This is a genomic window from Geobacillus stearothermophilus ATCC 12980, from assembly GCF_030369615.1.
GTDB classification, from domain to species: Bacteria; Bacillota; Bacilli; order Bacillales; family Anoxybacillaceae; genus Geobacillus; species Geobacillus stearothermophilus.
The window spans coordinates 1,531,768-1,557,806 of sequence record NZ_CP128494.1; the positions used below are offsets into that span (position 1 = coordinate 1,531,768).

20 protein-coding genes and 7 pseudogenes are annotated in these 26,039 nt (G+C 49.3%); 9 read left to right on the forward strand and 18 right to left on the reverse strand.

Translation table 11 applies throughout. The features are described 5' to 3' along the window. The first annotated feature begins 129 nt into the window (after window positions 1-129). Window positions 130-780, forward strand: coding sequence for a cyclase family protein (locus QSJ10_RS08225; RefSeq protein ID WP_033017055.1), 651 nt, complete (start codon window positions 130-132; stop codon window positions 778-780). A gap of 59 nt (window positions 781-839) precedes the next feature. On the opposite strand, the pseudogene QSJ10_RS08230 reads toward QSJ10_RS08225, so the two are convergent. Together QSJ10_RS08230 and dsdA are read right to left on the reverse strand one after the other, a co-directional pair. Further along, window positions 840-1,384 (reverse strand): annotated as a pseudogene (locus QSJ10_RS08230) (sugar O-acetyltransferase). Window positions 1,385-1,435: 51 nt separating this feature from the next. Further along, complete coding sequence (gene dsdA / locus QSJ10_RS08235; RefSeq protein ID WP_033017061.1) at window positions 1,436-2,815, reverse strand: D-serine ammonia-lyase; 1,380 nt, start codon at window positions 2,813-2,815, stop codon at window positions 1,436-1,438. 269 nt (window positions 2,816-3,084) lie between these two features. On the opposite strand from dsdA, the gene QSJ10_RS08240 reads away from it, so the two are divergent. Both QSJ10_RS08240 and QSJ10_RS08245 read left to right on the forward strand, forming a co-directional pair. Next, window positions 3,085-4,254, forward strand: a complete 1,170-nt coding sequence (locus QSJ10_RS08240) for an MFS transporter (protein WP_053532763.1) — start codon at window positions 3,085-3,087, stop codon at window positions 4,252-4,254. 329 nt (window positions 4,255-4,583) lie between these two features. Next, a complete protein-coding gene (locus QSJ10_RS08245) occupies window positions 4,584-5,063 on the forward strand; it encodes a GNAT family N-acetyltransferase (protein ID WP_033017062.1) in 480 nt (159 codons plus the stop codon). Between the two features lie 210 nt (window positions 5,064-5,273). Here QSJ10_RS08245 and QSJ10_RS08250 read toward each other — a convergent pair whose 3' ends face one another. After that, window positions 5,274-6,641, reverse strand: coding sequence for an ISLre2 family transposase (locus QSJ10_RS08250; protein WP_289492946.1), 1,368 nt, complete (start codon window positions 6,639-6,641; stop codon window positions 5,274-5,276). A 151-nt stretch (window positions 6,642-6,792) separates the two neighbouring features. Between QSJ10_RS08250 and QSJ10_RS08255 the strand changes: the two are divergent. From QSJ10_RS08255 to QSJ10_RS08265, 3 genes and pseudogenes are all read left to right on the forward strand, one after another. Beyond that, window positions 6,793-7,977 (forward strand): annotated as a pseudogene (locus tag QSJ10_RS08255) (IS701 family transposase). A 240-nt stretch (window positions 7,978-8,217) separates the two neighbouring features. Then, complete coding sequence (locus tag QSJ10_RS08260; protein ID WP_033017073.1) at window positions 8,218-9,858, forward strand: PTS transporter subunit IIBC; 1,641 nt, start codon at window positions 8,218-8,220, stop codon at window positions 9,856-9,858. Window positions 9,859-9,861: 3 nt separating this feature from the next. Then, window positions 9,862-10,662, forward strand: coding sequence for an endonuclease/exonuclease/phosphatase family protein (locus QSJ10_RS08265; protein ID WP_033017069.1), 801 nt, complete (start codon window positions 9,862-9,864; stop codon window positions 10,660-10,662). Here QSJ10_RS08265 and ybaK read toward each other — a convergent pair. The 8 genes and pseudogenes from ybaK to QSJ10_RS08305 all read right to left on the reverse strand — a co-directional run. Further along, on the reverse strand, window positions 10,659-11,159 hold the full coding sequence (ybaK, locus tag QSJ10_RS08270; RefSeq protein WP_033017071.1) for a Cys-tRNA(Pro) deacylase: 501 nt from the start codon (window positions 11,157-11,159) through the stop codon (window positions 10,659-10,661). The two genes, QSJ10_RS08265 and ybaK, sit on opposite strands and share 4 nt — an antisense overlap. Window positions 11,160-11,300: 141 nt before the next feature. Then, the gene (gene adhE / locus QSJ10_RS08275; RefSeq protein ID WP_033017072.1) at window positions 11,301-13,907 is read right to left on the reverse strand and encodes a bifunctional acetaldehyde-CoA/alcohol dehydrogenase; all 2,607 of its coding nucleotides are present in this window, start codon (window positions 13,905-13,907) and stop codon (window positions 11,301-11,303) included. Window positions 13,908-14,219: 312 nt separating this feature from the next. Further along, the gene (locus tag QSJ10_RS08280; RefSeq protein ID WP_287136219.1) at window positions 14,220-15,353 is read right to left on the reverse strand and encodes an IS4 family transposase; all 1,134 of its coding nucleotides are present in this window, start codon (window positions 15,351-15,353) and stop codon (window positions 14,220-14,222) included. 169 nt (window positions 15,354-15,522) lie between these two features. Next, window positions 15,523-15,804 (reverse strand): annotated as a pseudogene (locus QSJ10_RS08285) (tripartite tricarboxylate transporter substrate binding protein); the annotation flags it as partial. Between the two features lie 379 nt (window positions 15,805-16,183). Next, window positions 16,184-17,092: an Rpn family recombination-promoting nuclease/putative transposase gene (locus tag QSJ10_RS08290; protein WP_053532862.1), complete on the reverse strand. Its 909-nt coding sequence runs from the start codon at window positions 17,090-17,092 to the stop codon at window positions 16,184-16,186. A gap of 724 nt (window positions 17,093-17,816) precedes the next feature. Continuing rightward, on the reverse strand, window positions 17,817-18,320 hold the full coding sequence (locus tag QSJ10_RS08295) for a PIN domain-containing protein (protein ID WP_049625855.1): 504 nt from the start codon (window positions 18,318-18,320) through the stop codon (window positions 17,817-17,819). Next, the gene (locus QSJ10_RS08300; RefSeq protein ID WP_230847164.1) at window positions 18,313-18,609 is read right to left on the reverse strand and encodes a UPF0175 family protein; all 297 of its coding nucleotides are present in this window, start codon (window positions 18,607-18,609) and stop codon (window positions 18,313-18,315) included. Before QSJ10_RS08300 ends, QSJ10_RS08295 begins: the two co-directional genes overlap by 8 nt. Before the next feature lie 480 nt (window positions 18,610-19,089). After that, a pseudogene (locus QSJ10_RS08305) lies at window positions 19,090-19,861 on the reverse strand (aldo/keto reductase family protein); the annotation flags it as partial. A gap of 219 nt (window positions 19,862-20,080) precedes the next feature. Here QSJ10_RS08305 and QSJ10_RS08310 point away from each other — a divergent pair. Continuing rightward, window positions 20,081-20,608, forward strand: a complete 528-nt coding sequence (locus tag QSJ10_RS08310) for a YceI family protein (protein WP_033017100.1) — start codon at window positions 20,081-20,083, stop codon at window positions 20,606-20,608. Between the two features lie 97 nt (window positions 20,609-20,705). Here QSJ10_RS08310 and QSJ10_RS08315 read toward each other — a convergent pair. From QSJ10_RS08315 to QSJ10_RS08330, 4 genes and pseudogenes are all read right to left on the reverse strand, one after another. After that, window positions 20,706-21,477, reverse strand: a pseudogene (locus tag QSJ10_RS08315) (3-hydroxybutyrate dehydrogenase). Continuing rightward, the gene (locus QSJ10_RS08320) at window positions 21,474-21,779 is read right to left on the reverse strand and encodes a 4a-hydroxytetrahydrobiopterin dehydratase (protein WP_033017101.1); all 306 of its coding nucleotides are present in this window, start codon (window positions 21,777-21,779) and stop codon (window positions 21,474-21,476) included. Before QSJ10_RS08320 ends, QSJ10_RS08315 begins: the two are co-directional and overlap by 4 nt. Before the next feature lie 2 nt (window positions 21,780-21,781). Further along, the gene (locus QSJ10_RS08325) at window positions 21,782-22,369 is read right to left on the reverse strand and encodes a Uma2 family endonuclease (protein ID WP_033017103.1); all 588 of its coding nucleotides are present in this window, start codon (window positions 22,367-22,369) and stop codon (window positions 21,782-21,784) included. A gap of 131 nt (window positions 22,370-22,500) precedes the next feature. Beyond that, window positions 22,501-23,325, reverse strand: coding sequence for a lipase-like domain-containing protein (locus tag QSJ10_RS08330; RefSeq protein WP_230581411.1), 825 nt, complete (start codon window positions 23,323-23,325; stop codon window positions 22,501-22,503). Here QSJ10_RS08330 and QSJ10_RS08335 point away from each other — a divergent pair. Together QSJ10_RS08335 and QSJ10_RS08340 are read left to right on the forward strand one after the other, a co-directional pair. Then, a complete protein-coding gene (locus tag QSJ10_RS08335) occupies window positions 23,311-23,670 on the forward strand; it encodes a CBO0543 family protein (RefSeq protein WP_230581412.1) in 360 nt (119 codons plus the stop codon). The genes QSJ10_RS08330 and QSJ10_RS08335 overlap by 15 nt on opposite strands. 174 nt (window positions 23,671-23,844) lie before the next feature. Then, window positions 23,845-24,663, forward strand: a complete 819-nt coding sequence (locus tag QSJ10_RS08340; protein WP_033017104.1) for a rhamnogalacturonan acetylesterase — start codon at window positions 23,845-23,847, stop codon at window positions 24,661-24,663. 159 nt (window positions 24,664-24,822) lie between these two features. Here QSJ10_RS08340 and QSJ10_RS08345 read toward each other — a convergent pair. From QSJ10_RS08345 to QSJ10_RS08350, 3 genes and pseudogenes are all read right to left on the reverse strand, one after another. Further along, window positions 24,823-24,981, reverse strand: a pseudogene (locus QSJ10_RS08345) (bile acid:sodium symporter family protein); the annotation flags it as partial. Further along, window positions 24,966-25,064: pseudogene (locus tag QSJ10_RS15640) on the reverse strand (MBL fold metallo-hydrolase); the annotation flags it as partial. The pseudogenes QSJ10_RS08345 and QSJ10_RS15640, both read right to left, overlap by 16 nt. Before the next feature lie 332 nt (window positions 25,065-25,396). Next, window positions 25,397-25,714, reverse strand: a complete 318-nt coding sequence (locus QSJ10_RS08350) for a hypothetical protein (RefSeq protein WP_033017107.1) — start codon at window positions 25,712-25,714, stop codon at window positions 25,397-25,399. Window positions 25,715-26,039: the final 325 nt, after the last annotated feature.

Below are 26,039 nucleotides of genomic sequence, written 5' to 3' on the forward strand. Positions count from 1 at the left end.
CGGCGCAACATTTCCCCAGCTAACCGTCCAGCTCCGCAAGGCATGATGATGGCTTTCTAACTCCTCCTTCTCCTATGTTTTTGTTGTATGATAAAAGCAGCCAAAAATAGTGTAGAGGGAGATTTGGAAATGAACATCAAAACACTCATCGACCTCACCATGCCGATCACGGCCCAAACTCCGGTGTACCCGGGGGATCCGAAGCCGAAAATCGAACCGGCGGCGACGTTCGCCCAAGACGGCTATCACGTCAGCCGCCTTGTGCTTGGGTCGCATAGCGGCACGCATGTGGATGCGCCGTTTCACTTTTACGAACACGGTTGGCGGCTCGATGACGTGCCGCTCACGTATTTTCTTGGCCGCGGCGCCGTGATCAATGCCACCGGAAAAGCGGAAGGCGAAGCGGTGACGATGGCCGATGCCGCTCCGTATATCCCGAAGCTGTCGCCGGGAACCATTGTGTTGTTTCATACCGGCTGGTCGCAATACGCCGGAACAAAGCGGTATTTCCATCATCCGTACGTCGCGCCGGATGTGATTGAAGCAATGCTGGAGCGGGGCGTGCGGACGTTTTTCATCGACGCGCTCAACATCGACCCGCCGGACAGCTCGTCGTTCCGCGCCCACGAACTTATTCTTGGTGCCAACGGGGTGATCGGGGAAAATTTCGTGAACTTCGAGCGAATCGATTTTGATGACCCGTATATTATTGCCCTCCCCCTTTCCTTGCCTGGCTGCGACGGTTCGCCTGTTCGGGCGGTGGCGGTGCAGTGGGCGTAACAAAGAAGGATGATGCAACCAAACGCCCCGCACATGCTTTGCGCGGGGCGCGGCCTTGGCTATTTGAGCCATTTGATCACTTTCGCCGGGTTTCCGCCAACGACCGCGTTGGCGGGGACATCTTTTGTCACGACCGCCCCTGAGGCGATGACAGCGTTGTCGCCGATCGTGACGCCCGGGTTGATGACGGCCCGCCCGCCGATCCAGACGTTATGGCCGATCACAACCGGCTTTCCGTACCCCAACCCGGAATTTCGTTCGTGCGGATCGAGCGGGTGAGTCGCCGTATAAATGTGCACACCAGGACCAATAAAACAATGGTCGCCGATTCGCACTTCACATACATCCAAAATCACGCATCAAAGTTCATAAAAAAGTTTTCACCGACGTGAATGTTGTAGCCGTAGTCGCAGCGGAAGTTCGGCTCGATAAACAGCCGTTCTCCCGTTGAACCGAACAGCTCCTTCAGCAGAGCGGTTCGCTTTTCATATTCCGTTTCCAACGTTTCGTTATACAAACGAACGAGCCGCCGCTCCTTGACGAGCTCCGGATCAGCGGGATTGTACAAGTGTCCCGCTACCATCTTTTCTTTTTCGGTTTTCATCGAACCCCTCCAACATTTCATGCATTCGTTTCAAAACTCCATGGAATGATCTTATCGTCCTTCAGAAAAACCGTTCCCTGTCATCGTTTCGATGCGCACGCCTTCCCGATAATAGGCCTCCATCACATCCTTTGGCACCATGCTTCCACCCGTCGCCCAGCCAATATGGACGGCGTTTTTCATCTTTTCTTTCAAACCGTTTGCCTCTACGTACGTTTGCCCCGCCAAATCACGAAACAGCCGAACAGGCCCCGCCACCCCCGCCAAGGCGGACGGCTCTAAATAGATTTCCTCCGTTTCCACCATCGCCGCGAGCAAGCGGTAAAGCGTCGAATCGTCCACCGTATAGACGCCGCTGATGACGTTCTCAAGCATGTTCCCCACCAGCCGCGACGGCCGGCCCACCGCTAGCCCGTCCGCTTCGGTCTTATTGTCGAGGCCAAAATCTTGCACCGACACGCGGTCGTGCTCTCCTGTCATCAGGCCGAGCAGCATGCAAGGCGAATGCGTCGGCTCAGCGAAAAAGCAATGGACATGATCGCCGTACACGAGCTTCAGCCCAAACGTCACCCCGCCCGGACCGCCGCCGACGCCGCAAGGAAGATACACAAAGAGCGGGTGTTTTTCATCAACCGTGATGTTCATGTCCTCTAATTGCTTTTTCAGCCGAAACGCCGCCACCGCATAGCCTAAAAACAGATGGATCGAGTTTTCATCATCGATAAAATACGACGTTGGATCCTCGGCGGACTGTCTTCGCGCCTCTTCCACCACGTTGTTGTAATCAGTGAGATGTTCGATGACGGTGACCCCTTTGCTTCGCAATAAGTCTTTTTTCCATTGTTTCGCATCGGCTGACATATGAACGGTGACGCGGAACCCAAGCTTTGCCCCGATGATGCCGATGCTCAAGCCCAAGTTCCCTGTCGAACCGACGACCAGAGAATAGCGGGAAAAGAATTGCCTGAATTTCTCGCTGTCCATGACCGCATAGTCGTCTCCTATGGTGATCATCCCGTTGGCGAGCGCGAGGTCTTCGGCATGTTTCAGAACCTCGTAGATTCCCCCTCTCGCCTTGATCGACCCGGAGATGGGAAGATGGCTGTCGCATTTCAGCAACAGCTCCCCCTCAATGTTGGTCTGAAACATCTTTTCTAAACGCTGTTTCATGTTCGGAATCCGGACTAAAGGGGATTCGATGATGCCATAGGCCGGCCGCGTCTCGGGAAATGCCTTCGCGATGTAGGGGGCAAAGCGGCGCAATCGTTCTTCCGCCTCCTTGACATCGCGTTCGCGTAAAGGAATCGTTTGAATGGCTTGCGCAAACGCGTGATATTTTGGATTGCGCCAAAACACCTCTTCGGCCGCCATGATCATTTCAAGCAGCGGGAATTCCTTTACCCACTTTTGGATTTCGTTTTTGGTCATCATGCACCATCCTCTCCCATGCGTGTTTGTCGTTTCGCACCCTTGGCGGATGCCGGTCCAAAGTCCGCTTCATTGTTTGTCGAACCGTTTACCTCCAGTCTCGCGAAAACCGCTTCCATTGTCAATGGGGAGGAAGGAAAATGGGTTGTGGGCGACATTCAGGAGTGATCGCCAGCCTCGTCGGAACGGCCAAGCAAGGTGCGATCTGCTTGAAAAACGCCTGTCTTTCCATTATGATGAAAGAGGCAAACCATATCGTGGAGATGATGATCATGGGCAATCGCCGTGGTTTATCGCTTTTGTTTCTCGTGATGTTTTTGGTCATGGCCGGGTTTGGCATCATTATCCCTGTCCTTCCATTTTACGCAGAAAAAATCGGCGCGACACCAACGCAGCTCGGCTGGTTGATGGCCGTTTATTCGCTCATGCAATTTTTATTTGCGCCGATGTGGGGGAATTTATCGGACCGCTATGGACGAAAACCGATGTTGCTCATCGGTATTTCTGGCTTAGCACTTTCGTTTTTCTTGCTCGCCGTCGCGACAAAGCTTTGGATGTTGTTTGCCGCTCGCATCATCGGCGGATGTCTATCGGCGGCCACGATGCCGGCCGCTATGGCGTACGTCGCAGATGTGACAACGGAAGAAGACCGGGGCAAAGGAATGGGGATGATCGGAGCGGCCGTTGGGCTTGGATTCATTTTCGGACCGGGGATCGGCGGCGTGTTCTCGAAAGCGAGCTTAACCGCTCCGTTTTGGATGGCAGGCAGCTTGGCGCTCTTGACCGCTCTATTCGTTTTCGTTTTCTTGCATGAGTCGCTTCCGAGAGAAAAACGAACGAATATACGAACAAAGCGGCCCTCGCTTGCGGCCTCCCTCCAAGGGCCTGTAGCGCGCCTATACTTACTGCAGCTGATCACAACGTTTTCCCTCGCTGGACTTGAAGCGACGTTCGCCTATTTTGCCGCTGAACGTGCGGGGCTTTCGTCGACGGAACTTGGCTACATCTTTATGATCATGGGGCTTGCAGGGGCCATCGTCCAAGGAGGGTTGCTTGGAAAACTGATCCGCTCATTCGGGGAAGGAGCTGTCATTCGTGTCGGGCTGTTCTTGTCAGCAGTTGGCTTTTTTCTCATTTTATTCGTTCACAGCTTTTGGACAGCCGCGCTCTATTTAACGATTTTCGGCATTGGAAACGGCGTCATCCGCCCGTGCGTCTCCGCGTTGTTGACGAAATATACGGCGGATGGCCAAGGAAGCGCAACAGGCGTCTTATCATCGTTCGATTCGCTCGGCCGCATCGGCGGTCCGGCGATCGCCGGCTGGTTGTTCACCTTAAAGTCCAGTTTGCCATATATGGCAGGGATTGTGCTAACATTCATTTCCTTTGCTGTTTTTCACTCGTTTCAACGAACGATGATGCAAAAAGACTCGGCCCTTTGACACAAGAGGAGGACGGATGTGGACATCCCCTGTTACAGATCAGCGAGAAAGCCCACTCCTTGAGGGGTGGGATGAAAGCGAGCCCCGTCTAACCTAGCGCACTGGTCACAGGTGCGCCGCCCATTGGGGTACATCCTAACCCGATGGGACGGGGTGATGACACACCCCTGAATTTGGGCGTTGTCCGAACCAGAAATGGATGAGGACGCAAACGACCCAAGAATCCCACGCCTTTAGGCGTGCGGAGTGTCAAAATCACGCACGGAAGTGAACGTCTTATGCATTGGGGTGATCAAACATCATCATCTGCACAAAGGAGAAGGAGCGCCTTGAACATCGTTCCAACCAAACAGTTGGACCGCGCCATCGTCAACCAGTTTTTCACCAACCATTGGGGAAGTCCGCAAATGGTTGTTTCAACCGGCATCTATACCTGCAGCGAGCTGGATGGATTTGCGGCTGTTGAGAACGGTCAGCGGATCATCGGACTGATTACATTCATCATCCGTGGCAGCGAATGCGAGATCATCTCGCTAGACAGCATAATGGAAAACCGCGGCATCGGCAGCGCCCTTTTGCATGAGGCAGAGGCATGGGCGAGACAACAAAGGTGCACGGCTGTTCAACTGATCACTACCAACGACAACTTGCATGCCCTTCGTTTCTATCAAAAGCGCGGCTATCAAATTGTGAACGTCTTTCCCAACGCTGTCGACAAGGCGCGACAAATCAAGCCAAACATTCCGAAAACAAGTCCTGACGGCATTCCTATTCGAGATGAGTTGTTGCTGGTCAAACCACTGGTGTGACACGAGGTGATGATGACGCCGCATCGAAAAAGAAGCACCGGCCTTCTCCCAAGACCGGGAGTCAGTCAAGACTTTGTGGAGAACATTTTTTCGGTTCACTACGGGCGTTGTCAATCACTAGTTAGCGAACCATTTTCAGGAATTGATATCGTAAGCGCTTTCGGACTCTCATCCCTCATCTTGAAGTGATGATATTGTATTCCATTTTTTTTACACCCAACCACCATCCCGGAGCGCCGACAACGCTTGATGGATCGGCGTCCCGGATGACCGCTGCAGACACGGTAGATTCTGACGCACCACATCTGCCCATAACCGTCCGGCCTTCCGTTTGGCCTGTTCAACCCGCTTGGACTTTGTTGAGGCCGAGGCCGCCGTTCGGGTCTCTTCTTCCTCCACCAACTGCCCATTTCTCCGCCAAATCCCGTCGATTCGGGCCGCCATCGCCCTCAGAAACGCCCGAAGCCCTTGGTCTTTCCAGCTGCGGCGGGATTTCACCCGATGCGCAAACCGGCTCATCACGCTCTCGGCGTGGCCCATCGGACGCATGCCGGTCGTCTCCACCCCTTGCTCCGACAGCCACTCCCGATAGTCCCGGATGCATCCCGGCATCGACTCGATCCGGCGAATCAAGGCGGCCAGCTGTTGTTCTTTGCCTTCGTCCCCCAACGTGCCGACCGCGCTGTTCAGCTCGACCAAAAGTCCTTCTTCGTCTTGTTTCGCCAGCTTCCTCCGCACCTCCCGCCAACGCGGATGGCCGGACAGACACTGACGCAGCTCCCGCGCCACATGAAATCGATCCAGCTGAAAGCACGCCCGCTTCCCAAAATACTCCCGGCAGGCCGTGATCCACGACGCCGCGTCGCCGTTGATGATCAAAAGGTCCCGGCACGAATCATAGGCATATTCGTTCATCAGCCACTCTTCAAACCGTTCCCACACGTCTCCCGCCCCTTCATGGAGGTAGTGGCGCCGGTTCACGAGCTCGAGCTGCGAACCGTTTCGTTTCCATCCCTCGTGAACCGCCAGGATTTTCTCTTCTTTCGCCCGTTTCCCTTTCCCCTGGCGGGAAATAAACAGTCCATCCGCCTCCACAAACAGCACCCGGCCGTGCCGTTGGGAAACAGGGCGGTGCAGCGAGACAGGGGCCTCCAGCACCAGTTGGCGAATCGCCTCGTGGCTTAGGACCGCATACCCCACGATCGACTCCAACGTACGGGCCGCTTTGCGGTAGGAAGAGCACTCTACGGCCAACTCGACCGCCGTTTCCTCGAGGCAAGGGCTGATCGACTGCGCTCCATCAAAGCCCAGTTCGGCATCCAGCAAGAAGGTATACGCCCCCGCCTGCCGATCATAGTAGTAGTTCCGTCGGAACGTCACTTCTCCAAACAGCGTTTGGATCGTGGTCGGCCGTTTGTCTTTCAGCTGATACCGCCGCTTGTCCCGCGCTTCCGCCAGTTGTTGATCAATCTCCTCCAAAAGGGTCGCCAACAAGACAGCGAACACCTTTTGAAGAGTTCTGACTAATTGTTCCTCCAGCTCTTTTAATAAAGGCCATTCTGTGGTAAGATGTTTCATGGACTCTCTCCCTCCTGTTTTATGGATGTTGGTCATCACCATCATAGCAGGGAGAGAGTCCTTTTTGCATGACATTTGCTTTTTTCTACCGCGCTTCGCTTGGTGGCCCCGACGAGCGTCGCGAACAAAAGTTCGCAACCCTCGTCGGGGAATCATTCCGGAATGTCACCCACAAATATTTTACTCACACTTCACGCTGGGGTTGACGCTGCAGCTTTCCAAACCGGTCATCAAGCATCTCATTCATATTGTCGATGCCTTGACCACCAAGGGATTCTCGGGAACATTGACTGATATTCATTACTGGAGCTTTCATCCGAATCATCGAACGACGCTCCGTCACTTTTTCACGAAAAGCCCTTGGAACGAGGAAAGGCTGCTTGGGAAGCTTCAAGAGTGGATCCTTTCCCAGGTCGAACGACTGGCCAAACGGAAGAATCAACCCCTTTTTGTTTCGATTGATGATACGATTTGCCAAAAAACGAAGCCTTCGTCACGGGCTGTGCACGCCATTCAAGGGTGCGACTGGCACTACTCGCATAAAGATCATCAATCGGTCTGGGGGCATTCGCTCGTTTGGCTGATGGTGCACACCTTCACGCAGGCGTTCCCATTTGCGTTCCGCCTGTATGACAAGAAAGCGGGAAAAAGCAAGATCGACCTGGCGATCGAGATGCTTTCCTCGCTCAAGGTGAAGCGGGCTTAGCCGGTGTATGTGCTCATGGATTCGTGGTATCCGTCTAAGAAGCTCATCGAAGCCTGTCTGAAACAGGGATTCCATGTCATCGCGATGCTCAAGACGAACCGGATTCTCTACCCGAAAGGCATCGCCATCCAAGCCAAGCAGTTTGCCCGCTATATCGAGTCCAAAGACACCCGCCTCGTCACGGTGGGGCAGGAGCGTTATCGCGTGTATCGCTATGAGGGGGCCATCCATGGCCTCGATGACGCGGTGGTGCTGCTGGCTTGGAAGGCGGATCAGCCGATGGCGCCGGAACATCTTCATTGCATCTTGAGCACCGACCGGGAACTCGGAGACGAAGACATCTTGCGTTACTACGCCCAGCGCTGGACGATCGAGTGCTTTTTCCGGCAGGCGAAAGATCAACTGAAGCTGGATGGATACCGCGTTCGCCACATTCGGGCGGTGAAACGGTATTGGGCGGTGGTGCTGCTCTCCTGCTTGTACAGCATCGCCGAATCCCGACAAAACCTCTCCACCGGGCTGGAGCTTCTTCGGTCGCGGAAAGACCACAGCGTCGTCGAGTTCATTTATGACGCTGCAAAGCAAGATATTCCCATTGATGTGATCAAAAAACCGCTCCGTATCGCGTAAGGGGTACCCTGTTTGTCTCTCTAACCATGGAAATTATTGTAATGAAAAATGCTCATCTACAGTTAAAATTTTTTTACAAATCATCTCTTTCTATTGCATAATTTTACCCATTCAACTAAAATAGATAATGCAACCGGTTGCATTGAAGTTGATGAATTTGTTTGAAAATCACACAAGAAAATGTATTCACTTTCAACTAACCCCCTACCATTTAGAAGGGAGAGAGAAAAAATGAAAAAAATGAAATTGACATCATTCGATTTTTGGCAAAAGTTCGGGAAAGCATTGATGGTCGTTGTTGCTGTCATGCCTGCAGCCGGTTTGATGATTTCATTAGGAAAATTAATTGGCATGATGAGCGGAGATGTTTCATTCGTGCAATCGATTGCACGGATTATGGAGGATATCGGTTGGGCGATCATTGTCAATCTCCATATTTTATTTGCGGTCGCAATCGGGGGCTCTTGGGCAAAAGAGCGTGCAGGCGGAGCTTTTGCGGCACTTATTGCATTTATTTTAATTAACCGTATCACAGGAGCGATTTTTGGCGTCAATAATGCCATGTTGCAAGACCCAGAAGCAACTGTCGTCACCATTACTGGAAGCAAACTAATTGTTAAAGATTACTTTATCTCTGTTCTCGGAGCTCCGGCATTAAACATGGGGGTTTTTGTAGGAATCATTTCAGGATTTTTAGGAGCTTCCTTATATAATAAATATTATAACTTTGATCGTCTTCCAAAATCTCTTAATTTCTTTAATGGGAAAAGATTTGTTCCATTTGTTGTGATCGCTGGTTCAGTTATCACAGCGCTTATTTTATCGATCGTATGGCCGTCTGTTCAAAGCTTATTAAACGGATTTGGACGTTGGATCGCTACGTCTAAAGATACAGCGCCAATCATTGCACCTTTTATTTTCGGTACGTTGGAGCGTCTCTTATTGCCATTTGGCTTACATCATATGTTAACAGTGCCAGTGAACTATACAGAGCTCGGTGGAACCTATACGATTTTAACCGGTTCAAAAGCAGGACAAATCGTTGCTGGTCAAGATCCTTTATGGCTTGCATGGATCACCGATTTAAACAACCTGTTAGCTTCTGGAGACACAAAAACATACCATCATTTGCTTGAAACCGTTCATCCAGCACGATTTAAAGTTGGACAAGTGATTACATCGACCGCTTCTCTCATCGGTGTTGCATTAGCTATGTATATCAATGTTGATAAAGACAAGCGCGAAAAATATAAATCCATGTTTTTCTCTGCAGCATTAGCCGTATTTTTGACAGGCGTGACAGAACCGATCGAATTCATGTTTATGTTTGTCGCACCCGTTTTATATATTGTGTATGCGATTACAACTGGTTTAGCGTTTGCCCTTGCCGATCTAATCCATTTACGTATTCACGCATTTGGCTTTATTGAATTTTTAACAAGAACACCAATGATCATTAAAGCAGGACTTGTAAAAGATTTGGTGAACTTCGCTATTTCTTGCCTTGCATTTTTCGGCATCAACTTTGTTGTATTCAATGCACTGATTAAAAAACTGAACTTGCCAACACCGGGTCGAAACGGAAACTATATAGAAGCAGAAGAGCCAGCTCAATCTCAATCAAAAAATACAACCAATGACGATTCTTTAGCCGCTCATATTATTGAATTACTCGGCGGCAAAGATAACATTGAGGATGTCGATGCGTGCATGACACGTTTACGTGTAACGGTAAAAGATATTCATAAAGTGGCTTCTGAACAAGAGTGGAAAACAGCAGGAGCACTCGGATTAATTTTAAAAGATAAAGGCGTTCAAGCCATTTATGGACCAAAAGCAGATGTTTTAAAATCCAATATTCAAGATCTTTTAGGGGTTTAAGCCATGAAATTACTAACATTAAATTGCCACTCATGGCAAGAGGAAAATCAATTACAAAAAATTAAGTATTTAGCTGAAATCATAAACGAAAAAAAATACGATGTCATCGCTTTGCAAGAAGTAAGCCAATCGATTGAAGCTCCATACATCTATGAAAACATAAAAGAAGATAACTTTGCATTCATTTTATTAAAAAATCTTGAGCAACTCGGTTGTCGTGATTATTCTCTCGTTTGGGATTTTGCTCATATCGGCTATGAGAAATATGAAGAAGGATTAGCCATTTTAACAAAACATCCTATTATAAAGAAACATTCTTTCTATGTTTCTAAAAATCAGAATCCTTTATTTTGGAAAACTCGTAAAATCGTTGGGGCAACCATTCGTTGGCATGGACGCCCTCTCTCGTTTTATTCTTGTCATCTTGGTTGGTGGCATGATGAAGAAGAACCTTTCGGCGATCAGTTTGATACACTTCTTAAAAAAATTGAATATGAAGACGCTTTCTTCCTCATGGGCGATTTTAATAACGACGCCCACATTCGTGGAGAGGGCTATGATTACATGATGAGTAGAGGGCTTTATGACACATACGTACTAGCAAAAGAGAAGGATAGCGGTACTACGGTTCAAGGGAAAATTGATGGTTGGAATGAAAACGAAAAAAACTTACGCATTGATTTGATTCTATCAAACAAGCTTTTACACGTAAAATACTCTAAAACCATTTTTAACGGCCAAAATGGCCATGTCATTTCTGACCATTTCGGAGTAGAGGTAGAAATTGAAGACGGACTCGCCTAGTTGTGTCCGTCTTTTTCTTTTTCTTTTACAAGATCGACGAGCTTTGCACCCGTCATCTTCTGCAAATCATCGACGCACAGTTCGATTTGCATGCCAATCTTTCCTGCACTGACAATGATTTTTTTAAGTTGAAGAGCCGTTTCATCAATAAACGTGGCATATTGCTTCTTCATTCCAATCGGTGAACATCCGCCGCGAACATAGCCTGTGTGCTTTTCAATCTCATGAACAGGAAGAAGCTCTACTTTTTTCTCTTGTGCCGCTTTCGCTGCTTTTTTCAAATCAAGTTCCGCCTCTACAGGAATGACAAATACGTAAATCGTTCCGCTGCTTCCTTTTGTCACTAACGTTTTATAGACGGTTTTTGGGTCTTTTCCGATTTTTTTCGCTACGGATACCCCATCGATTTTTCCATCGTTGTTTTCATATGTCCACACATCATATAAGATGCCTTCTCGGTCTAATAGACGCATCGCGTTCGTTTTTGCTTGTTTCATCTCATTTCCCCTACCTATTAAGTAGCTTCATGTTTAGTTTACCTTAAACCGCTTTTCTTAACAACTTTTACGGACCAAGGGAAGCGAAGAAGTCTTTGATCATGATAAAAAGGGACATCCCCGCGGGACATCCCTGTTTCTTCATTCAACCCCTTTATACGCTTGGCGATAAATGTCGGCAAGGTCGCTGACTAATGGTAATTTTGGGTTGGCTGTTGTACATTGATCTTCAAAAGCTAGTTCAGCAAGTTGTTCGACTTTGCTTTCAAACTCTTCTTTGCTGACGCCTGTTTCCGCGATGCTTAATGGCATTTCAAGCTCTTTTGCAAGCTTGATAATCGCTTGAATGAGGCTTTCGACTCCTTCTTCCGTTGTGCGTGCTGGCAATCCTAAAATGCGTGCGATTTCCGCATAGCGTTTATCCGCGATAAAATGTTCATATTTAGGGAACGCTACAAATTTCTTCGGTTTTGTCGCGTTATAACGAATGACGTGCGGCATTAAAATCGTGTTCGCACGTCCGTGCGGAATATGGAATTCTGCGCCAAGTTTATGCGCTAAACTATGGTTAATGCCTAAAAATGCGTTCGCGAATGCCATACCGGCAATCGTTGATGCGTTATGCATTTTTTCGCGCGCCACTTCATCGTTGCCGTTTTTGTATGCGCGTGGCAAGTATTCAAAGACGAGTTGAATGGCTTTTAGTGCTAATCCGTCTGTGTAGTCGTTTGCCATGTTCGATACGTACGCTTCAATCGCATGTGTTAATACGTCCATACCTGTATCCGCTGTAATATGTTTTGGCATCGTCATGACGAATTGTGGGTCAACGATGGCGACATCTGGTGTTAACTCGTAGTCAGCAAGCGGATATTTGACGTTATTTTTCTTATCTGTAATGACCGCAAACGATGTCACTTCTGAACCTGTACCAGATGTTGTTGGAATCGCGACAAATTGCGCTTTTTGACCGAGTTTTGGATATTTAAATACGCGTTTACGAATATCTAAAAACTTTTGTTTTAAGCCATTAAAGTCGGTATTTGGATGTTCATAGAACAGCCACATCGCTTTCGCCGCGTCCATCGCCGAACCACCGCCGAGCGCGATGATGACGTCTGGCTGGAACGCATGCATCATGTCGGCACCTTTCATCACTGTTTCAATTGATGGATCTGGTTCAACTTCTGAGAAAATTTCGCAATGCACATAATCTGGACGTTTACGCAAATAGTATAACACTTTATCGACATAGCCGAGCTTCACCATACCTGGGTCTGTAACGATAAAGGCACGTGAGATGTTTGGCATTTTCGCTAAATATTGTGTCGCATGTTTTTCAAAATAAATTTTTGGTGGAACTTTAAACCATTGCATGTTTACATTCCTTCTCGCTAATTTTTTAATATTAATTAAGTGTGTCGCACCCACGTTTGTCGAAACGGAGTTGCCTCCAAACGTACCGCAACCGAGCGTCAATGACGGAATGTATGCGTTGTAAATGTCCCCGATCGCTCCTTGTGAAGATGGTGCATTAGAGATGATTCGTCCTGCTTTCATTCGCTTACCGAATTCAAGAATGACGTCTTGATTTTCCGAATGAATGACAGCGGAGTGGCCAAGTCCACCAAATTCAAGCATTTCTTCTGCTCGTTTTAACCCTTCTTCTGTGCTATTCACCTTATAGCACGCCAATACAGGACTTAATTTTTCACGAGAAAGCGGCTCTTGCGGACCGACGCTTTTTAATTCTGCGACAAGAATTTTCGTATCAACTGGAACGTCCACACCGGCCATTTTTGCAATTTCATATGCTGGTTTACCGACGATATTCGGGTTTACTGCACACGTATTTTCATTAATGACAAGCTTTTCGACTTTTTTCTTTTCTTCTTCATTTAAAAAGTAACATTTGTTTGCGATCATTTCGTTTTTCACCGCATCATATATTTCTTTATCAATAATGACCGCTTGTTCAGATGCACAAATCATTCCGTTATCAAACGTTTTTGAAAGAATAAGGTCGTTCACCGCGCGTTTAATATTTGCTGTTTTTTCAATATAACAAGGTACGTTACCAGGTCCAACCCCTAATGCTGGTTTTCCTGAGCTATATGCTGCTTTGACCATGCCTGCTCCACCTGTCGCAAGAATAAGCGAAACACCAGGGTGATGCATAAGTTGTTGCGTTGCTTCAACGGAAGGTGTTTCGATCCATTGAATACAATGTTCTGGCGCACCGGCCGCAATCGCTGCATCACGTAAAATGCGTGCCGCTTCACTGCTGCATTTTTGCGCGGACGGATGGAACGCAAAAATGATTGGATTGCGCGTCTTGATTGAAATAAGCGCTTTAAACATCGTTGTTGATGTTGGGTTTGTTACTGGTGTAACCCCAGCGATGACTCCAACAGGCTCAGCAATTTCAATAATACCTTCTTGTTCATTTTCGCGAATAACGCCGACGGTTTTATCATATTTGATGTTATGATAAATGTATTCTGTCGCAAAAATGTTTTTAATGATTTTATCTTCATACACGCCACGTTTTGTTTCTTCAATCGCTAACTTCGCTAAATACATATGTTTGTCAAGTCCAGCTAACGCCATTTGCTTAACGATATGATCAATCGCTTCTTGATCGTAATCACGAAACGCTTTTAACGCTTTTTGCGCATTCGCGACGAGCGTATCGATCATTTTTGTAACTTCTTTCTTTTGGTCTAATACTTTTTCATCAACAGCCATATAAGACCCTTCCCCTCCTGTATTGTCCTTGTGAAGTTTTTCACAAGTTAATTGAAAATAAAAATATGATTGTTTTCACATTCACATTATAACGAGGATAAGCCTGTTTGTGTGTGTCAGCTTTGTGAAATATTGAGCAAATATGTTGTATAAGAGAACCGCTTCTTATAAAGAAGGCGGTTACTCACACACTGGATTGCGTGGAATCTTTTCAAACGAAATATCGTTGTACATGCGCGTATTTCGCTTAACGATCACGACGTAGTTAGCCGTCCATATATAAGAAGGAATATCTTGATCCACGAGTGTTGATTATCCAAAATTATACATACGCCTTCCATAAATTTGGGCATACTCAAACAAAGCAGCGGCCCTCCCGGATTTCCAATCGAGAGGAAGCTGCCCAGAGAAAAAACGGCGAACGAACGAAATGAAGGAAAGAGAGACGTTCGTCTGTTTTTTGGTTTGATCATACAGCCATCGCAGCAACACATACGCGATGAACGCCGCAAACAGTTGGTTGTATACCGCATTTTCCGTCGTGCCAAACAAGGTCGGGACATTCAGATATTGCTTCACCCAACGGAAAAAGATCTCAACAGTCCAACGTTGTTGGTACATGTCGGCAATGGTTTCCGCAGATGCATGGAAGAGGTTCGTCACGACCCGAATGTCGCGGCCATTCGCATCTCGAAAGATCACCACCCGGTGACGCTTGGTGGAGCGGTATTGTTTCGTTCCCAACTGGCACGTGAAGTCGGCTTGAACCGATGAGGATGCGCTCGGAAGGCGGTTCAAGCTTTTTTTCTGATGAAGTTCGATGTTGTCCTTCATCCGAATGACAAACAGCTGATGCTGCTCTACAAATCGATCGAGGCGTTCGATTTTGAAATACGCCCGGTCTTCCACCAGCACTTGTTGAGCGTTCGTCAACTGTTCTCCCACCGGGCCATCGTGACGCAGCCCGGTCGTTTCCACCACGTCTGCCGGCAACGAGAATTCCGGCGAATACGCGACGTGCAGCTTCACTCCGGCGCGTTCGCCGTGATACGGCGCCCATGGCAGGCGGTTTTTCCCGACCGTGACGGTCGTCGAATCCACCACCCGAAGCGGTTTGGGAAACCGAAGCGAACGGCGGGTTTGGCGGTTGCACTTGGAAATGATCAACGCCAACAAGCGTTTCATGATGTCATAGGGAACTTCTTTCGCTTTCTTGTATACAGTTGAATAATGGAATCGCGGCAATCCATACAGAGGCCCCACATCGGCTCCGTGGCGAAAGCTTTTCCATTGATGCATGGCGGCCAGCAGGAAGAAGTGAATCAACTCGCGCAACGTAAAGGTTCGAGACGAATCACGATACCCAACCGCTTCGGCAATCAGTTGAATCTCTTCATCCGAAACAAGTTTTTGCATCAAATTCGGGAGTGTGGTATGCTTGTTCATAGAGAGCACCTCCTGGGTTTGTTTGTGTCGCTGCTCACATTCTACAGGAAAGGTGCTCTTTTTTCTATACCCTTTGGATTTTATTGGATAATCAACACGCCTGACTTTTTATATTGCCGCGGCGGCTTCTCATCTGCCGCATCTGAATAACTTCTTGTCTCAAACAACAGACCGCCCCGCCGCCGCCCGGTTTGTTTTCGACCGTCATTGTTTGTTTGACGAGCCCCGTCTCATCGAGCACTTTCGTAATGGCGCGGGCCGTTAAATCCCAACCGCCGCCCGCCCCAGACGGAGCAACAATCGTAATCGGCTTCGTCGGATAGTTTGAGGCCGATGAGCCAGAGTTCGAACCGGATGATTTCGCCCCCGCCGATTCATTGCCCCCACAGGCCGCCAAAGCCAGTGTCATCATCCCTGCAGCGAGCAATCCCCACCATTTCGTTTTCTTCATTTCTCCCTTGCCCCCTTGTTTTTGATAACGTTTTCAATCACAACCTTACCATGCCGTGGGATGAGTGTGAAGTTTTTGAAAATAAAATGAATTTTGTGCATTTTGTTCATGGACATATAGCCGACATGATCTCATATGGCCAAGACGCCTAGCGGAACGCCGGAGCCCCATAACAAAAAAAGACCGCCAGCCTTCAAGGCCGACGGTGCATAAAACGTTGGCACGGTACATACTTTCTGATTTTTGTTCCTCCTCTTTCATGTGACCGGACGATCATCCGTTTTCTACAATCGATCACTTACGAATCAGTGATTTCCTCTACCTCTTTTGCCACCGCCAACTGTCCTCGTTAGATGGCCGCCTTTTGTATTGGATTCCCCTACTCTTCAAGCAATTCCCAAACATCTTCCTCTGGAAGATCCACCAACCTAGCAATGTCTTCCGCCTTCATTCCTTTGCGCGCCATGTTGCGGATCAGCTGTTTCATTCCTTGTTTCATTCCTTGTTTCATTCCTTGTTCCATTCCCTGTTTCATACCTTGTTTGATCCCTTCTTCCAACCCCTGTTTCCTTCCCTTTTGCTCATAGGAAATGATCAGCTCCAACACTTTTTCTCTTTCTTTCGTTTCCATCGCCTTCACCTCTCTTTGCAGTTGTTGCTCTTCCTCCTCCGACAGCTTCACATATGTTTCAAAAAAGCCCAACAAGAGCCGCTGCCTCGCCTCATCCAGCTCCAATCGCACCAACATGCGCAAAAACTCTTTTTTTAACTCGATTTTCTCACTTTCAGTATACCCCATTTTGCCAAGGAGGGCAGCCGCGATCGGATTGTCATGCCGGATATAGTCTCTCCAATGTTTCTTGCGCAGCTCCACGGGGAAAAAGCGAAACTGCAGCACGTCGCCAAAGGGAAACTCGATTGAGAACACGGACGGTTCCTCGCGAAGGGCCTCATAGCTGAAGACAGCGATCGGAACGATGCGGGTGCGGTATTTTTCAAACAAACGGCTGAAATAGATAAACATGCGCTCTGGAAACGATGGCTGCACGTAGCTTTGATTCTCCACATGAACGATGATCAGCCCGTCTTCCCCTTTCAGCTTCGTCTCGACCAATAGATCGACGCGGTATTTTTCACCTGCCGTGACATCGGTAAACAGTTCTTCGGACAAAAAGGACAAATGGCGGAAATCGATATGCTCGTGGATGTCGGGGAAAAAGAGAAGGAGAAACTCTTCGAAGAACGTTTGAATCAGCTCTTTGAACAATCGGTCATGGTCAATGGCCATTCGATCACCCCTCTTTGAACGTGTTCGATTCTATCCATTCGCAAACAGGGGGTGAAAATCCATACCCATCAAGTTAAGAATTTTGGTCTTTGTGCATCGTCAAAAACACGGTATCCTTTCTAACGAACACTCCACGTTAGAAAGGATTTTTTTCATGGAAAAACAAATGAAAGCATGGATTCAAACCATTCGTCAACTCTTTTCTCCCGAAGAATGAACCCGTCTCGCACAGAAAACAGGCTTTATCCGGCGGCAGCGTTCGTTAACGGCGGAAGCCTTTCTGACTCTCTGTGCATGGGGATGTTTCAAGCTCGGATGTATTGGCATCAAAAGGAAGACATTGAAATCAGTGAACGGAAAGCGCTCGATCTTCTCCAATCGTATTGGCACCAGTTGCTTTTGCGTTCGCATATGGCGGAAATCAACCTTTTCTCTCTCCTTTCCCTGTTACGAAAACATGCCAAGAAAGGTCGAAGGAAAGGGGAAGAAACGGCATCAGATATCGTAACGAAATTAGAGATATGGTAGAATTAGATATGGATATAAATACCAAACACCCCTCTTCTGGAGGGGGATTTGGTATGCCCAATAATGGATGTGATCCCCATCATTCACTGCGGGGATGAACACGAGTATCGTCTTAAAAATTTTATACCGCTAAACTTGACGGGTATGGGGTTGTTGACAGGGGTTAAAAAGGAAAAGCCGAGCGCGGCGGGCGGGGTTACGGCGTTTCTTCTGCCAACGACAACGCCTCTCGATAGAGACGTTGGGAGAGATAAAATCCATTTTCAAGCAAAGTGTCTAACAGCGGCTTGACTTCCGCTATTTTCCTGTTTTTCTTTCCCAGAATCAAAACTCCGATTGTACCGATAGGCCGTAAAAGGAATTGTTTCGACAATGATCTGGCAGCATGCTCATCCATCACAACGACTTGAGCACCAAGTTCTTTCGCTCCAATAATAACTTCTAACTCCCCGGCATGGAATTTTCCATATAAACTTTCAACAAGGCTGCGATTTTTTACATGGTATAGTCGAAACACCCCCTCGCTGACCAATCGTTTGAGCTCCTCTTTTCCATAATGGCGTGGGGCATGGTTATGAACAATTTCTTGATAGACAGCTTCCGGAACATATACTTCATCAAATAGTTCAGACAAAAGAGTCAATTGACCAACGATCGACAGACCTATAATCGGTGTAGAATTAACCGTAACCCTACTCATTGTGATCCCTATTTTCTTTGCTCAATTTTTGCACCGTGTCCCAATCATCTTTGATGTGTTCCTCCGTATATTCCATCCAAGGAATCGCCTTCGAACGCAATACATCGATAAATTCCCCTAAGGGTTTTCCTGCCAATTCAGCCGCTTTCGCCAACGTCACCTGTTTTCCAACAAACAAACCAATCGCCAATGAAAGCTTTATTTTTGCCTCAACTGTGTTGCCTTCCAATTCATTAATGGCGGACAAAAACTCTTTCGGCAAGTTCACCTGAAAATAGTCCATGGCCATCGAACTCACACCCTTTTTTATTTTATTCTATCACACTCTGCTCCTTTTGGATGCAGTCACGGAACGAATAACATTCCCTAAATTTTTACTACATACTCAATACGCCGGAAATGAAACCGACTCAATTGAACACTCCTCACCCGCGCTCACGTAGAGAAGTAGGGGATTCTCGGGAACACCCTAACATACGGTAAGCGGTCAGCTAAGCCATCCCTGTGCATCCTACCGTTAAGCTTCCTCAAAAAGATCGCAATCGAAGCCCTTCCTTTGTTCTTTTGGTGCAAGGGGAAGATCGTTGGTGGAAGACGCCGGTTCATCCCCCACTTACACTCATGCTTGGAAGTTAAGGCCTTCTCGGTTCGAGGTGATAAAAAGGGGACTGACCCAAAAGGGTAATTTTCCTTAACAAAACACAACATATTGTCTATATACGGTAATAAGAAAGGGTGTCCCGATCCTTTTGGGACACCCTCACCTCTTTTACGCCAAAATCCCCTCAATTTTCTCGAGCACATCTTCGCTGAGCACGACATCGACCGCTTTGACGTTCTCTTCGACTTGTTCCGGGCGGCTGGCGCAGCACCCAAGCGAGGGCAAGCTGGGACAACGTAATGCCAAGCTCAGCCGCGATTTTTTCGAGTTGTTCCACTTTCGTTAACACTTCGTCATTGAGCAATCCTTGGATAAACGTATTCGCTCTTGGATCAGCGGCGCGGCTGTCAGCCGGCAACGCTTGACCTCGTTTGTATTTGCCGGTCAGCACCCCTTGGGCGAGCGGCGAAAAGACGATTTGACTGATGCCGTTTTGTTCGCACACCGGGATGACTTCCTTTTCAATATAACGGTGAAACATGTTGTATTGCGGCTGATTGACGACGATCCGATCGAGCAAGTAGCGGTCGGCCACGCCGAGCGCCTCTTGAATTTGCTGGGCCGTCCATTCGCTCACGCCGACATACAGCACTTTTCCTTGGCGGACGAGATCATCGATCGTACGCAACGTCTCATCGACCGGCGTTTCTTTGTCATAGCGGTGGCAGTAGTAGATATCGACATAATCCAGTTGCAGCCGCTTTAAGCTCGCATGGAGCTGCTCAAACACATGCTTGCGCGACAGGCCGCGGTCGTTCGGGCCGTCGCCCATCGGCCAAAACACTTTCGTCGCGATGACATACGATTCGCGCGGATATTTGCGCAGCGCCTCGCCGACGATTTTTTCCGCTTCCCCGCGCGCGTAGACGTTCGCTGTGTCTTCCGCCGGTGAAAACCGTTCCATTTGCTGTTTGATTTTCGCTAAAAGGCCGATTCATTCATCTTATTCTCCCTTTCCGCACATCATTTTTCTTTCATCTTATCATGGAAAGCCCCCTGTGCTCCATACTAATAATCTTTAATAAAAAATATTTGATTTCGAGATATACATTTGTTATGATAGTGATGCGAATATGAATCATAAAGAGGAGGAAAAGCGATGACAACATTCCAACTCGACAAAGCGCACAGCTCTGTCGCCTTCCAAGTAAGACATATGATGATCTCCAAAGCAAAAGGGGAATTCACCAACTTTGACGTTGAGGTCGAAGGCGACATCAACGAACTCGAGTCGCTGAAAATCAAAGCGACGATCGATGCCGCCTCGATCGACACGAAAAACGCCGACCGTGACAACCATCTCCGCTCGGCCGACTTTTTCGATGTCGAGAACTATCCAACCATTACGTTTGTCAGTGAATCCGTGCGCAAGCTGTCCGACACGGAATATGAAGTGACCGGGAAGCTGACGATCCGCGGCGTGACGAGAACGGAAACGTTCAAAGTCGAATACAACGGCCAAGTGAAAAACCCGCTCACCGGCGGCATCTCGGTCGGTTTTGATGTCGAAGGAACGATCAACCGCGAAGACTACGGATTGGTATGGAACGTCGCACTCGAAACCGGCGGATTCCTTGTCGGGAAAGAAGTCAAAATCCTAGCCAGCTTCGAATTTGCCTTGAGCTGAGCGACTCGAATCGAAACGCCCGTGGCATGTGCCGGGGGCGTTTGATCATCATCCCGAAAGGAAGGCTCTCGCTTCAAGCAAGGCGAAGAGAGGGAGTTTACTGCGCCGTATACCCGCCATCGATCACCACCGCCTGGCCAGTGATGCCTTTTGCTTGTTCGCCCGCCAAAAAGAGGACATAATGGGCGACTTCTTCCACTGACAGCAGCCGCCGCTGCGGCACAAGCGGGTAAATCACTTCCTCAAGCACCTTCTCAAGCGGCACGTTGCGGGTTGCCGCCAAGTCCGCGAGCTGGCCGCGGACGAGCTCGGTGTCCACATAGCCCGGGCAAAGGGCGTTCACCGTAATGCCGTATGGCGCCCCTTCTAACGCTGCCACTTTCGTTAAGCCGATCACCCCGTGCTTCGCGCTGTTGTACGCCGCTTTACCGGCAAACCCGACGAGTCCGTTGATCGATGCCATGTTGATGATGCGGCCATATCGCTGCTGTTTCATAACGGGAAACGCATGCTTGATGGCCAAAAATGGGCCGACAAGCATGACGCGGATGAGCTGTTCAAATTTTTCCGTCGGGAAATCCTCGATGTTCGCCACATGTTGCAATCCGGCGTTGTTCACGACAACATCAAGGCGCCCCGGTTGACGGCCTTGTTGATCGCTTGCTTACCTCTTGTTCAACCGTCACATCACATTTCACGCCGACCGCTTCATAGCCCAACTCCCGAAGCGAACGAGCAGCTTGCTCGACTTCTTCCTGACGCAAATCAACGAGCACCACGTTTGCACCATGTTCCGCCAGCGTTTTCGCCACTTCATACCCGATTCCCCGTGCTGCGCCGGTGATGAGTGCTGTGCGATGTTCCATCATTCCCCTCCCCCCTGCTTCATCTGTTCGTACACCTCATCATACTGCTTCGTCAAGTCAAAATCGAGCTTCGTCAGCCCTTTCGCCCGCCATGAAGACAGTTTCACGGTAATGAGCTTGTAGTCGATCGAAATGAACGGGTGGTGGTTGGCGTTTTCCGAAATCGCGGCGATGCGCCGGACGAATTCAATGCCTTGCAAGTAGTCTTGGAAACGGTATTTTTTCACAATCCATCGTTCATCCGTCAACTTCCAGCCGTCCGCTTTTTCAAGCAGCGCTTGCACTTCCTCTTCCGCTAGCCGCATCGTTATCCCTCACCCTCTATATTTTGAAATATGCCAGCCAGCGAAACCGTCAAATCAGCGAACAAAAACGAGACGAGCACATCGCCTTCGCCAAAGACGCTCCGCTTCTCATACCCTTTCTCACCGCGGCCGTACACTTCCACCGTCCGATGCAGCGGGTCGACGATCCAATATTCCTTGACGCCAAACTGTTCGTACAGCTTATATTTTTCGTTCCGATCTTTCAGCGCAGTGCTCGGCGAAAGCACTTCCACCACCAAGTCAGGCGGCCCATCGCAGCCTCGGCTGCCGATTTTGCTTTGATCGCAAATGACGGAGATGTCTGGCTGCACGACATGCTTGGTTTGTTCATAGTCGGCCTGTTCATCGAACCGCACATCAAACGGCGCCATGACAACCGCACATCCTTTTTCACGACAAAATGCCCGCAAAGCGACATACCATTCACCGACGATCGACTGGTAGACAAATGAAGGGGCCGGTGCCATGTTGTAAGGTACGCCGTTGATCAGCTCCCACCGTCCGTCCCACTTGACATAATCTTGATACGTATATCGTTCCTTTTGCCGCTCAGGCGGCTTCACGTCCATTCCCCCATCCGCTTGCTTTGCCCCTATTATACCATCGGACATCCGCAGCCGTCATACAACTCAAGAGCTTGCTCCTCAAAAAAAAAAAAAGAGCCATCCGATCGAGAGGGCTTTTTCGCAAAATACTCGTTTTAAGGCCGCAAACTCGCCAGTTGCTCGGCAAGCCGCAAATAAAAGGCGCGGATATCAAATGACGGATTCGGGTCAACGCCGATGATTTCCAAATGGTCGACGTTGTACGTCCCCATATCATTCCAAACTCCTTTTTTCAACGCCCCGTCATACGGTACGATCCGATCACTTGATCCACGTTTTGGACCGTTCATGGAAACCGTATTGACAATGCCATCGTTTTCAAGCCAGCGGTCGTCAATGCCAAGCGCCGCATTGCGGTACGAACCGAGAAACGGGGCGCAGACAATCGCGCTGAATGCGTTCATTCCGAGTTCGGGATAATAGTTGCCTGTCAGAGCTCCTCGATACGTCCGTTCGGTAGAAAAGCTCAAATAATACGTATTCGGGCTGGCTTTCACCCATCGATTCAACGTCTCAGCCCCGGGAACGGATAAATCGTAGCGGGCGGTATCGGTCGATGTCCAGACAGGGGAGCGCTTGAGCCGTTCAAAATAATGGTCGAACGATTCGCCTGGCTGGCGGCGCAGTCCCCATTGGTCGAGCTTAAAATCGTATATTTCGCTTGTGTACGGCGCGTTGCTGGCGACAGCCACCGCTTCCAGCACCGCTTTTTGCAAGTCAAAAAAGCGATTGGTGAAATCAACCATGTTGACAAGCGTCGTTCCGTCATGAGGGGTGGCGATGGTCGTCACGCTCAACACAAAACGATGTCCGCCTTCAAACAACGGCGACAACGACACGTTGTGCTCCTTGGCGTACTCCCGCTCTTCTTGGCTTCCGTTCTCCAGGAGTGACTGCACTCTGGCATGGCAGCGTTCCATCACGGCCTCGTACGGATGGTGGGCTATTCTTCTTTCATGCGCGCTAGCCGCCGCGCCTACGTGACTTCAGCGCTGCTTGCGTCTTGGACGGGGACGTATTTGGATTTGTATTTCGTGGGAAAAGGGCTGTATGCGTTCCCGAAACGGCCCTTTCCTTCTGTCTTTTCGATCGATATTTTCTTTACGGCCGTCGTTCTTCCGCTCGGCACCGTCTTCTTTCTTGCCCTCATGGAGCGGCTTAGCCGCCTTGGGCGCATGGGGCTCATCGCTGCATTGTCGGCATTGGCGGCCGCATTGGAGGCCAAAGCCGAGACGTACGGTTTGTTCACCCACACGGCCGAATAGAGCCATTGGTATTCAGTTGCCGGTTACGGTCTTTTTCTTTCAATAATATGGGAATTTTACCGCCGATTCCAAACGGTGGACTAGCCCAAATGGCGCATAAAGACAATGGCAGCGAGCAACGATAACGGGGAACAAACCGAAAAGACGAGCAGCTGCCGGATAGGAGGAATCCGATTGAGAAGAAAAAAAGCCGCATTCCTTTGCTTGGCTGTTATCGCCGCCAGCGTTGCCCTCATCGCCCAACCGGACACGGATGGAAAAGCATCCAAAACGGGCGGACGGGCCGTCATAACGATCTACTTGGCAGGCGATTCGACCGTCGCCGCCGCCCCCCGCTCCCGCGCTCCTCGGGCCGGATGGGGTGAAATGCTCGATGATTGGTTTGATGACAACGTCATGGTGAAAAATATGGCCGCTTCCGGCCGCAGCGCGAAAAGTTTTGTCGAAGAAGGACGGCTCTCCCGTATTTTGCGGGAAATGAAAAAAGGGGATTACTTGTTCATCCAATTCGGTCACAACGATGAAAAGGTGAACGATCCGGCACGCTACACCGAACCATTCACCTCCTACCAATCATACTTGAAACGGTATATTGACGGCGCCCGCACGAAAGGAGCAACCCCTGTCCTCATCACTCCGGTCGAGCGGCGGCGCTTTTCTGCCGACGGACGAGCGCTCAACTCGCATGGACTTTATCCTGCAGCCATGAAGGCGCTTGGGGAGAGAGAGCACGTTCCCGTCATCGATTTGACGGCAAAAAGCAGACAACGGTTTGAACAGCTCGGCCCGGAACAGACGAAACAGCTGTTTCTATGGCTTGCGCCCGGCGAGCATGCAAATTATCCGCACGGAATCGAAGACAACACGCATTTTCACAAACGAGGAGCGAAAGAAATCGCCCGGCTAGTCGTCGAGGGGATTATGGAGCTCAACCTCCCCCTCCGCCGCCACCTCATCCGTTCACCGGAACGGGAACATGCGCCAAGCCGCTAGGCCGGCTCAGCCCTGTCCCTCCACCGCAGCAGATCCATCGCCCATCCGCGAACTGCTGCCGCCGGCAACGCCTTTTTTTGGATTGCTGCCGGTGCCCGTCCGATCCCGGATGAGCAATCTTTTTGGCCCTTCACTCCCTCGCCCGACGCCGCTGACCGCCTACCGGGCGCTTTCGACAAACGACGCCTGACGGCCCGACGACAAATGATACGTTTTGTCCAGCAGGCGATGGTACATCGACGCGAGCACTTGCTGAAACAGCATGCCAAGCACGACCGGCACGCTCACCGGCGGCGGAAAGTACGACATACATAACAATACACATATTTCATTGGGAAGGGGACAGGAATCGGAACACGATATACCCCATCCCCCACCGCTTCAATGTTGACATGCGCCATCTCTTTCCCCTCTCCCTTGATTCTTTCCCTCAATCGACGACTACCGTTCAAGCTGCTCGCCAACAGACTCCAATATCTTTATATTCCGAATTTTCTTTTATTATGGTGCAAATTTCCTTGTTTTTCAAGAGAAAATGCCAATGACTGCCGCAAAAAAACAGAGCGCCGGCCGCCTTTCCCCTTCTTTTTACCACGCAGTTTACAAACTGGCGCTTACCCCTTTGCTTTTTCCAAAAGCAATGACGCATGATCAAAACACAAGGCGGGCCGCATGCGGCAAGGAACAAGCTGTTAAGCGCCGCACTGCCAGCCCGCAAAAAGAATAAAAGCCGTTACTGATTCCCTTGGCCGTCTCGCTGCCAAGGAGCCATTTCTTCGGCAAACTCCGCCGGAGCAACACGCGTCGTGCCCATTCGCCGCCCCATCCAGCGGTTTAGGCCGCGGATCATATTTTGCATCGGTCCTGCCGTCATCCACCCTATGCCCGATCTCCTTCTAGCGCCAACCATCGCGGCGGCCGCCGCACCTACCCCTAAGCTGACAAGCGTCCAGATGGCGCCATTGTTTCTCCGCCGTCCGGTAAGCGCCAACCATGAATTCCAGAAACGGTGGTTGCGCCGGATGCGAAACCATTGAAACAGGCGATTCATTCGACACACACCTCCTTCGCCTAACGACTTCCGTTTCAACGGTTAATATACGTTGTTAAGGGGAAGTCATACACGGAAAACGTTAACGCACGAAGGCTTGCTGCCAAAAAAAGATAAAAGCAGAAGAGCATGCGCATCCATCGTTCCGTAAAGCCTAAAACAGACGAAGGGATGGCCCAAAAAGGTGTTTTTCCTTAGAAGAGCGGCGAAAAATGATTGGTTTCGTTGAAACAGGGCGTTTGCCAACAGAAAAGCTGGTTTTGGGTTGCTTTTTCATCAAACCGCCAGCCTTTTTCAACAAATACAACATAGTTCCATCAATAAG